Source organism: Staphylococcus sp. HMSC062H10, assembly GCF_001836945.1.
GTDB lineage: Bacteria > Bacillota > Bacilli > Staphylococcales > Staphylococcaceae > Staphylococcus > Staphylococcus aureus.
Window position 1 is genome coordinate 705616 of the sequence record NZ_KV830972.1, and the last position, 10213, is coordinate 715828.

Below are 10213 nucleotides of genomic sequence, written 5' to 3' on the forward strand. Positions count from 1 at the left end.
AATATAAATATCCATTGCATCGCTTTCCTATTCTTCAAGCCCACTTTTTATCTTCGAATACATTAATTAACCACCTTCAAACTTTGACTTTAGATTCGTCAAATTGAATCTATTTTTAGCACAGCAAAAAACCGAACTGCTGAAATAATGCATCTCCAACAGTCCGGTCTATTAAACTATTTACTTATCTTGATTAAACAATTGACATGATGTATTAGAATAACCCAATTGCATGACCATCATCAGTAACATCCATGTTTAATGCTGCTGGTTTTTTAGGTAAACCAGGCATAGTCATGATTGCACCTGTCAATGCTACGATAAATCCTGCACCTGTTTTCGCTTCTAATTCACGAATTGTAATTTCAAATCCTGATGGTGCACCTAACAACGTTTGATCATCTGAGAATGAATATTGTGTTTTCGCCATACATACTGGGTAATTATCCCATCCATTTTCTTTAAATTGTTTTAATTGTTTTTGCGCTTTACTGCTAAACGTTACTTTTGAACCACCATAGATTTCAGTCACAATCTTTTCAATCTTTTGCTCTAATGGTAATTCTAATTCATATAAAGGTTTAAATGAATTAGGTTGATCAATGACTTCTAATACTTCATTTGCTAAGTCAACGCCACCTTTACCACCTTTTTCCCAAACTTCAGTTAAGGCAATTCGTACGTTATTTTCTTTAGCCCAAGATTTTACATATTCTACTTCTGCATCGGTATCATGTATAAATGCATTAATTGCAACAACCGGTTCTACACCGAATTTTTTAATATTATTAACATGACGCTCTAAATTAACAATTCCTGCTTTTACTGCTTCTACATTTTCTTCTTTTAAATTATCTTTTGCTACACCACCATGCATTTTTAATGCACGAATCGTTGCTACAACTACAACTGCTGCTGGGTCGAATCCAGCTTCACGTGCCTTAATGTCCATGAATTTTTCAGCGCCTAAGTCTGAACCAAATCCAGCTTCCGTTACAACGATATCAGCTAAATCACGTGCTGTTTCAGTTGCTAAAATTGAGTTACAACCGTGTGCGATATTCGCAAATGGTCCACCATGAACTAATGCTGGTGTTCCTTCAATTGATTGTACTAAGTTTGGTTTAATTGCATCTTTTAAAATCATTGCAAGTGCACCTTGCACTTTTAAATCTGCAACTGTAACTGGCTTGTGATCTCTAGTGTAACCAATAGTAATACGACTAATTTTATCTTTTAAGTCTTTAATACTTCTACTTAAACATAAAATCGCCATAATTTCAGACGCTACTGTAATATTAAAGCCATCTTCACGTGGTACACCATTTGTAGGTCCACCTAACCCAACGTTTACATGTCTAAGTGCACGATCATTCATATCTAATACACGTTTCCATTCAATTCGTCTTTGGTCGATTCCTAATTCATTACCTTGGTGAATATGATTATCGATAAACGCAGACAATGCATTATTAGCAGTTGTAATCGCATGGAAATCTCCGTTGAAATGTAAGTTGATATCTTCCATAGGTAAGACTTGCGCATAACCACCACCAGTCGCACCACCTTTGATACCAAATGTTGGTCCTAAAGCAGGCTCTCTTAATGCAACCATAACATTTTTATTTAACTCATGGAATGCATCAGCTAAACCAACTGTAACAGTTGATTTACCTTCACCAGCTGGTGTTGGGCTCATCGCAGTTACTAAAACAACTTTCCCTTTGTTTTCTCTTGGCGTAATTTTATTAATGTCGATTTTAGCTTTGTAATGACCATAAGGTTCTAATGCATCCTCTGAAATGCCTACCGATGCAGCAATATCCTTAATTGGTTGTAGTGTTGATTGATTCGCAATATCTAAATCTGATAAATGAGTCAACTTTTTTCGCCCCTTTTTGTTTAATTTATGCATTTTAAATATGTAAGTTGTAGCTAAGAAATTTTTACTTACATTCATATAATTACGAACTGTTAAAAACTTGTCGACTAAATCGGGTTAGCGCTTTCATTTTTGCAATAAATTCACTTATTAAAGTTTTGTATTATACAACTTTTAGCACTTGATACTATTGATAACTATATTTTTCTATTATTTAAAATAGTCATCTTCCAAAGGTCATATTTAAAATAAAAAGCAATATAAAGATATGCCATTATTGTTATGTCATCATTTTCAAATGCTTTCTACGAAATGATATGACACAAGTTAACAGCTCTTTATATTGCTTATCGTAAAGTAAACGATTATTTAAACATTAACATGAAATATGTTGTCACCCTTTATTCTTCGAAAGAAATCTTCTATAACATTCATGTCATTATTCCATTGTACTTAAATCCCCTGCATCTAAATTTAATTCCCAAGCTTTTAATACACGTCTCATAATTTTACCTGAGCGTGTTTTAGGTAATTTATCTTTAAATTCGATTTCACGGGGTGCTGCATGTGCCGACAAACCTTCTTTAACAAATAAACGAATTTCTTCTTTTAATTCGTCTGTTGGTTCATATCCTTTTCTCAGTGCAACAAACGCCTTAATTATTTCACCGCGAACCGGATCAGGTTTACCAATAATTCCTGCTTCTGCAACTGCTTCGTGTTCAACCAATTTCGACTCAACCTCAAATGGTCCAACTCTTTCACCAGCTGTCATAATTACATCATCAACACGTCCTTGGAACCAGAAGTAACCATCTTCATCTTTATATGCCGAATCACCAGATACATACCAGTCTCCAATAAAATATGATTTATATTTTTCTGGATTCTTCCAGATACGATACATCATTGATGGCCAGCCTTTTTTTATAGCAAGGTTGCCCATTCGATTTGGTGGTAATTCATTACCTGCATCATCGATAATTGCAGCTTGAATACCAGGTAATGGTTTGCCCATTGAGCCAAGCTTGACGTCCATCGTTGGATAGTTAACAATCATATGTCCACCTGTTTCTGTCATCCACCAAGTATCTAACACCGTTAAACCGTATACTTTTTTCGCCCATTTTATTACTTCAGGATTTAAAGGCTCACCTACTGATAGAATCGAACGTAACGATGACAAGTCATATTTCTCAACAATATCGTCACCAGCACTCATTAACATTCTTAAAGCTGTTGGTGCCGTATACCAAATCGTCACTTTAAAATCTTCAATCATACTATACCACTGTTCTGGTGAAAAGCGACCACCAGCTATACAATTTGTAGCGCCATTTAACCATGGTGCAAAAATACCATAAGATGTTCCTGTAACCCAACCTGGATCTGCTGTACACCAATAAACATCATCTTCTTGTATATCTAATACATATTTTCCAGAAATATAGTGCACTAACATCGCTTGTTGAACATGCAATACACCTTTAGGTTGCCCAGTAGAACCTGATGTATAATGTAAAATCAAACCATCATCCGACTTTAACCATTCAATGTCAAATTCATCGCTAGCAGTTTCCATCAAACTAATGAAGTCTATGTAATTGTCTTCTACATCCTCATCTACGACTACAATTTTTTTCAAGTTCGGTAATTTATCTACAGGTACTCGAGGTAACAATGCCTTATTAGTAATTAACACTTTAGCTTCACTGTTCTCTAATCTATCCGCAACCGCCTTTTCCATAAATGCTTCAAATAACGGCCCAACAATTGCACCAATTTTTAAAACACCTAACAACGCAAAATATAGTTCAGGTGTACGTGACATAAAAATAAATACTCTGTCACCTTTGTCAACTTCTGCATGTTCAGACAAAACATTCGCTGCTTTATTAGATAACCGTTGCATATCTTTATAAGTATACGATTCTTTTCTGTGCTCATCTTTGTAATTTAACGCTATTTTATCCCCTGATCCTTGATCTACATGGCGATCTATACATTCATATGCCATGTTCATTTTTCCAGTTTCACTCCAAGAAAATGCTTGTTCTACGTCTTTCCAATCAAAAGCATTATATGTTTCTTCATAATCTTTAAGGTTATGTTTGCCTTGCGCTCCTTTGTATACTTCGACTTTCATTTGAAACTCCCCCTTTGTTTTGTGAAAACGCTTTCTTCCTCAATATTATACATAACATTTCTAATTATTCAAAATTTTTACTTTTATCCTTTTTCTAGTATTAATTATTGTAAATTTTCTATATAATGAATTTAATACAATCATGACGTCGATTGAGGAGTTGAAAATATGAATCATTTAAAGACGTATCAATCCGAAGATTATTACATTCATGACAAGCAATTTGTTATTGAAGGTCCTTTATCACACGAAGATTTGAAAGCGCTTACTTTCGATGCGCATTTAACCGCATTTAGAGATGCTGAAGATCAGTATGAAGCTTTGTTAGAAATTACAACATTACCAGAAGGTAGAATTTATGTTGCTCGCCAAGATCAACTCATTGTGGGTTATGTCACTTTCCACTATCCTGATGAAATTGAGCGCTGGTCTACAGTTAACCTTCCATATTTAATCGAATTGGGGGCAATTGAAGTCAGCATCAATTTTAGGCAATTACAACTTGCAGAAAAGTTAATACAACTTAGCCTTTCTACACCAGAATTCGAGGATTATATCGTTATAACTACTGAATATTACTGGCATTGGGATTTAAAAAATTCAAAGTTAGATGTATTTGACTATAAAAAATTAATGCAGCGGTTAATGGCAACTGGTGGACTTGAAATATTCGCTACAGATGATCCAGAAATAACAAGTCATCCAGCTAATTGTTTAATGGCAAGAATTGGCAAAAACATTACATTAGAACAGCAACAAGCGTTTGATGATATTCGTTATATGAATCGGTTTTTCTTTTAATTTTTGGAATATCGGAGGGATTATATGCAACAACATTCATCAAAAACTGCATATGTTTATTCAGATAAATTATTACAATATCGATTTCATGACCAACATCCCTTCAATCAAATGCGTTTAAAATTAACAACAGAGCTACTTTTGAATGCAAATTTATTGTCTCCAGAACAAATAGTACAACCTAGAATTGCAACAGATGATGAATTAATGTTAATTCATAAATATGATTACGTCGAAGCAATTAAGCATGCTTCACATGGCATTATCAGTGAAGATGAGGCTAAGAAATATGGATTAAATGATGAAGAGAATGGTCAATTTAGGCATATGCACCGCCATAGTGCCACAATTGTTGGAGGCGCTTTAACTTTAGCAGATCTTATTATGTCAGGCAAAGTATTAAATGGTTGTCACTTAGGTGGTGGTTTGCATCACGCTCAACCTGGTCGAGCAAGTGGTTTTTGTATATACAATGATATTGCAATTACCGCACAATACTTAGCTAAAGAATACAATCAACGTGTTTTAATCATAGATACCGATGCACATCATGGAGATGGTACACAATGGAGTTTCTATGCCGATAACCATGTTACTACTTATTCTATCCATGAAACCGGAAAATTTCTTTTCCCAGGCTCTGGTCACTATACTGAACGCGGTGAAGATATCGGCTATGGACACGCTGTAAATGTCCCACTTGAACCGTATACAGAAGATGCATCATTTTTGGAGTGTTTTAAATTAACAGTTGAGCCAGTCGTAAAGAGTTTTAAACCTGATATTATTCTAAGCGTAAATGGTGTCGATATACATTATCGTGATCCACTAACTCATCTAAATTGTACGTTACACTCATTATATGAAATTCCATATTTTGTAAAATATTTAGCAGATACTTATACGAATGGAAAGGTAATTATGTTTGGTGGCGGAGGCTACAATATTTGGAGAGTCGTACCACGTGCATGGAGTCATGTATTCTTAAGTTTAATAGATCAACCAATTCAAAGTGGTTATTTACCGTTAGAATGGATTAATAAATGGAAACATTATTCATCTGAATTATTACCTAAAAGATGGGAAGATCGTTTAAATGATTATACCTATGTCCCCCGCACAAAAGAAATTAGTGAAAAAAATAAAAAATTAGCTTTACATATAGCGAGTTGGTACGAATCTACTCATCAATAAGTCACCTAATCTGCAACGATTTTAAAAGATAAATAAAAGGCATTCTTCCAACACCCGTATAAGTCGGGGTGTTAGAAGAATGCCTCTTTTTTGTGAATTTATTTTGTTGTGCCACGATATTCAATTCTGTGTGGTAAAACTACATTCGGTTCTTCTATCTTTTCATCGTTCATATATTTAGTAAGTAAGCGCATTCCTACTGCACCGATATCATATAATGGTTGAATAACACTAGAAAGTTGTGGTCTAACCATCTCAACTAAGCGTGTATTATTGAAACTAATAATTTGTAATTCCTCTGGAACTTTAATACCAGCATCCATTGCACTATGCATGATACCAATAGCTTCTTCGTCACTGATACATAATATAGCATCTGGAAGATTACCTTTCATTTTAGCAAAAGCTTTTACGCCTTCTTTATAACTTTCAGCACCTGTACAATTTAATGCATCGCCTAATTGAAGACCATTTTTATCTAACACTTCAGTTAAACCTGCTAAAACGTCTTCTTGAGCTTTTTTAGAATGTTCTCCACCTACTAATGCAAATGATTTAGCGCCTTTTTCAATTAACTCTCCCGTAATTTCTTTCGCAGCTTCAGTAAAATCAATATTAACAGATGCTATATGTGCATCCTTACCATTAGTTCCTGATACAACTACAGGTACAGATGATTGATTTATCAATTCTTTCATTTCTTCAGTAATTGTACCACCAAGGAAAATAATACCATCAACCTGTTTACTTAATAAGTTATTAAAAATTTCTTTTTCCTTTTCAGGATCGTTATCTGAGTTAGAAATAATTGAATGATATTTGTACATTGTTGCAATATCTTCAAGCCCTCTTGCTAGTTGTGAGTAATAGATATTTGAAATATCAGGGATAATCACACCTACTGTTGTCGTCTTTTTGCTTGCTAGACCTCTGGCAACAGCATTTGGACGGTAATTCAATCGCTTGATAACTTCGTTAACTTTATTTTTTGTCTCTGCTTTAACATTCTGGTTCCCATTAACAACACGTGATACAGTGGCCATTGAAACACGTGCTTCCCTTGCTACATCATATATAGTAACTGTCATAATTTCCTCCTTGTAAACGTTTTATTCATTATAATAACATGTTTTCATATCATTTTCATAGTTTACCATACTTTAATTTACAGTAACATATTTTTGTTTGGAAAATTCAACGAAAATCTTGATATAAAATCAATGTTCAGATAATAACGAACGATATATTTTAATTTTATATAAACTTTTTTCATTTTTAATTGTAATATTTTGAGAAAGCCTTTTCAAACTTGATTTGTATTTGTTGAAAAATGTTCACATTTTCGAAACAGCTTGTAAGTTTTCGCTCGCTATGGCTATATAAATGTTCAATTTCCAAACTTTTAAAATATTAATCAGCATTATGACTCTGTATATTTTGAACAAACATATGTCCCTTTTCAAATGTAGTCCATTAACATAAACAAACATAGCCACTCTAAGATTAACATTTTCTTAGAATGGCTATGATGTACTGATGATATAGGTGGTGATTTTAACTTACTTTAAAACGAAATATAAATTCACATACCTTCAACCGTAGTCATATTATTTTAACTTTTTAGCGTTATATAAATCAGACAAAGGCTTTAATTCATCATAAAATGCTTGGAATTCATCTAAATCCATTTGTTGACCCGCATCACTAAGTGCAACAGATGGGTCAGGGTGTACTTCAGCCATAACGCCGTCTGCACCAACTGCTAATGCTGCTTTCGCAGTTGGTAACATGATATCTTTACGACCTGTACTATGCGTAACATCTACCATGACTGGTAAGTGTGTACCTTGTTTTAAAATTGGTACTGCTGAAATATCTAAAGTGTTACGTGTCGCCTTTTCATATGTTCGGATACCACGTTCACATAAAATAATGTTTTGATTACCTTGTGAAGCAATGTATTCAGCTGCATAAACAAACTCTTCGATTGTAGCAGATAAACCACGTTTTAATAGAATAGGCTTTTTCGTACGGCCAGCTTCTTTTAATAACTCGAAGTTTTGCATATTACGTGCACCAATTTGGAATACGTCTAAATACTCATCAGCCACTTCAAAATCATTTGGATTTACGATTTCGCTGACAACATTTAAATCATATTTATCTTTAATTTGTTTAAGTATTTTAAGACCTTCAACACCTAAACCTTGGAAATCATATGGTGATGTACGTGGTTTAAATGCACCGCCACGAATAAATTTTTCACCTTTAGCATGTAAGTTTTTAGCAACAGCTTCAACTTGTTCAAATGATTCAACTGAACATGGCCCAAATACAAATGATTTATTGCCGTCTCCAATAATGCCCCCATTATCAAATGTTACAATCGTATCTTCAGGTTTCAACTTACGTGATACATATAAATGTTTTTCATTTTCAGATTTTTGTAAATCTGTAGAGGCTTTGAAAATTTCTTTAAATAATTGCTTAATAGTATTATCGTTGAATGGTCCTTTGTTACTATCGATTAAGTCGTTAAGCATTTCTTTTTCACGTTGTGGATCATAGATACGTGTACCTTGTTTTAATTTTTCTTCCCCAATTTTTTGTGCTAGTTCACCACGTTTAGATAATAAGTCTAAAATTTGATGATTCAGTGAGACAATCTCACTTCTGTATGATTCTAATTTATTACTCATCCTTACTCACCTCTACGAATTATTTCAAGTATATTCCACTTTAAAGCAATAAAATATAATGTTAAAAAATATTCTAACAATATCATATGTATAGTTCAACCCTAAATTGACAGAAAATAATTAATTTTCTAACTATATGATGCTTGACTGACATTTCGATTTTCTCAGTCATTGTTTGAAAGTTATATTCTATATTGATATTTATTAGCACATGTTAATCAATTAAATAAGTGTCATGATTATAGCTTATTTTGAGTCAACATTGCTGCTTTTAAGAAAAATTTTGGTTTCTATCTTCTATTATAAATCTAAAATTCTCATACATTCAACCTAACGCTTAATAAAAATTAACAACCTTTGTATATTAATATAAATCTATAGTGAACATCACTCACCAACTTATTCAGCTATATTTGAATTAGTGAACGTCATTGTACCTACTAAGATCCATTGTTTATTTGATTATCAAATATTTTTCCATCTTCAGCTTAAAATGTGCAATATCACTATTGTAATCTAACGATGTTACAAATAGCATAAATACATGGAATGATCGCATTGCCTTTCAAAATAAACTGATGATATCAAAAAAGGTAAGCACCTGAATGCCTACCTTTTATTTTGAAATTCAATTTTTAAAAATATAATACATAGCTTACTGCTATGATTGATAATTAAACGATTTTAGTATGCTTAGTCATTGAATGTACGTTTCTCTATTTTACTTTTAGCTTTTTCAACTTTTGCATTTGATTTTTTTGATGCATTTGATGATTTAGCATTTGTTGTTTTTGAATTCTTATTACTAGTTTGATTATTCTTTTGAGTTGACTTACTTGAACTACTTTGTTTCTTTGCACCTTGTGATGATTTCTTATTATGTTGCTTTTTCTGACCAGAAGTTTTATTTGTCGATGCTTTTGATGCATTTCGTTTATTTGAAGGTGTTGTTTTTTTAGATTGTTTACCTGATTTCTTGTCAACAGCTGTATTATTAGTTGTTTTTTCATCAGCTTTACGTGTAATAACACCATTTTCGAATTTAGCTTCTTTTTGTTTAACAGTGTCTTTATTATCTGTATTAACTGTCTCTGTTTCTGATACATCATTCATTTTAGTAACTAATTGAGGAATTTCTTTCAAGTCATTTTTAGCAACTGACTTTTCTGCAAATAACGCTTCAGTTAATTGACTCTCTTTTGAACCTGGTGTTAATTTAGCTTGCTTCTGTTTTGCAGCGTTTGCTAATCTTTCAGCTTGTGACTCTTCTTTCGATACGTTTAATGTCGATGCTTTTAATTCTTCATTTGATACAGCTGCACTTTTATCTGTTTCTGCTTGTGCTTCTTTCTTAGCTTCTTGAATCTCTTGTGCCTCTTGTGATGTATCACTTAAATTATTTGCACTTGCTTCTTCTTTTATCGCTGCTTGTTGTGCTTTCAATGCCGCTGCTTTTGATTCTTCATTTGATACAGCTGCACTTTTATCTGT

7 protein-coding genes and 2 pseudogenes are annotated in these 10213 nt (G+C 33.1%); 2 read left to right on the forward strand and 7 right to left on the reverse strand.

The annotated features are described in order from the left end of the window. Positions 1-214 precede the first annotated feature (214 nt). A complete protein-coding gene (locus HMPREF2658_RS06085; RefSeq protein WP_070854251.1) occupies positions 215-1882 on the reverse strand; it encodes a formate--tetrahydrofolate ligase in 1668 nt (555 codons plus the stop codon). 439 nt (positions 1883-2321) lie between these two features. Then, the gene (acsA, locus tag HMPREF2658_RS06090; protein ID WP_000862076.1) at positions 2322-4028 is read right to left on the reverse strand and encodes an acetate--CoA ligase; all 1707 of its coding nucleotides are present in this window, start codon (positions 4026-4028) and stop codon (positions 2322-2324) included. 168 nt (positions 4029-4196) lie between these two features. Between acsA and HMPREF2658_RS06095 the strand changes: the two genes are divergently transcribed. Both HMPREF2658_RS06095 and HMPREF2658_RS06100 read left to right on the forward strand, forming a co-directional pair. Further along, positions 4197-4829 carry a hypothetical protein gene (locus HMPREF2658_RS06095; protein WP_054194566.1) on the forward strand — a complete coding sequence of 211 codons (633 nt, stop codon included), beginning with the start codon at positions 4197-4199 and terminating at the stop codon, positions 4827-4829. Between the two features lie 24 nt (positions 4830-4853). Next, positions 4854-6023: an acetoin utilization protein AcuC gene (locus HMPREF2658_RS06100; RefSeq protein ID WP_001184009.1), complete on the forward strand. Its 1170-nt coding sequence runs from the start codon at positions 4854-4856 to the stop codon at positions 6021-6023. Between the two features lie 98 nt (positions 6024-6121). On the opposite strand, the gene ccpA is transcribed toward HMPREF2658_RS06100, so the two are convergent. From ccpA to HMPREF2658_RS06125, 5 genes and pseudogenes are all read right to left on the reverse strand, one after another. Beyond that, positions 6122-7111 carry a catabolite control protein A gene (gene ccpA, locus HMPREF2658_RS06105; RefSeq protein WP_000219063.1) on the reverse strand — a complete coding sequence of 330 codons (990 nt, stop codon included), beginning with the start codon at positions 7109-7111 and terminating at the stop codon, positions 6122-6124. Positions 7112-7183: 72 nt separating this feature from the next. After that, positions 7184-7296 (reverse strand): annotated as a pseudogene (locus tag HMPREF2658_RS06110) (hypothetical protein). 334 nt (positions 7297-7630) lie between these two features. After that, positions 7631-8722, reverse strand: coding sequence for a bifunctional 3-deoxy-7-phosphoheptulonate synthase/chorismate mutase (locus tag HMPREF2658_RS06115; protein WP_000066379.1), 1092 nt, complete (start codon positions 8720-8722; stop codon positions 7631-7633). Between the two features lie 454 nt (positions 8723-9176). Next, positions 9177-9281 carry a hypothetical protein gene (locus HMPREF2658_RS06120; protein ID WP_031874968.1) on the reverse strand — a complete coding sequence of 35 codons (105 nt, stop codon included), beginning with the start codon at positions 9279-9281 and terminating at the stop codon, positions 9177-9179. 134 nt (positions 9282-9415) lie between these two features. After that, a pseudogene (locus HMPREF2658_RS06125) lies at positions 9416-10213 on the reverse strand (hypothetical protein); the annotation flags it as partial.

Coding starts and splice junctions, on each gene's coding strand:
- HMPREF2658_RS06095 (WP_054194566.1), top strand. CDS start 4,197: ATGAATCATTTAAAGACGTATCAATCCGAAGATTATTACATTCATGAC.
- HMPREF2658_RS06100 (WP_001184009.1), top strand. CDS start 4,854: ATGCAACAACATTCATCAAAAACTGCATATGTTTATTCAGATAAATTA.
- acsA (WP_000862076.1), bottom strand. CDS start 4,028: ATGAAAGTCGAAGTATACAAAGGAGCGCAAGGCAAACATAACCTTAAA.
- HMPREF2658_RS06120 (WP_031874968.1), bottom strand. CDS start 9,281: ATGCGATCATTCCATGTATTTATGCTATTTGTAACATCGTTAGATTAC.
- ccpA (WP_000219063.1), bottom strand. CDS start 7,111: ATGACAGTTACTATATATGATGTAGCAAGGGAAGCACGTGTTTCAATG.
- HMPREF2658_RS06115 (WP_000066379.1), bottom strand. CDS start 8,722: ATGAGTAATAAATTAGAATCATACAGAAGTGAGATTGTCTCACTGAAT.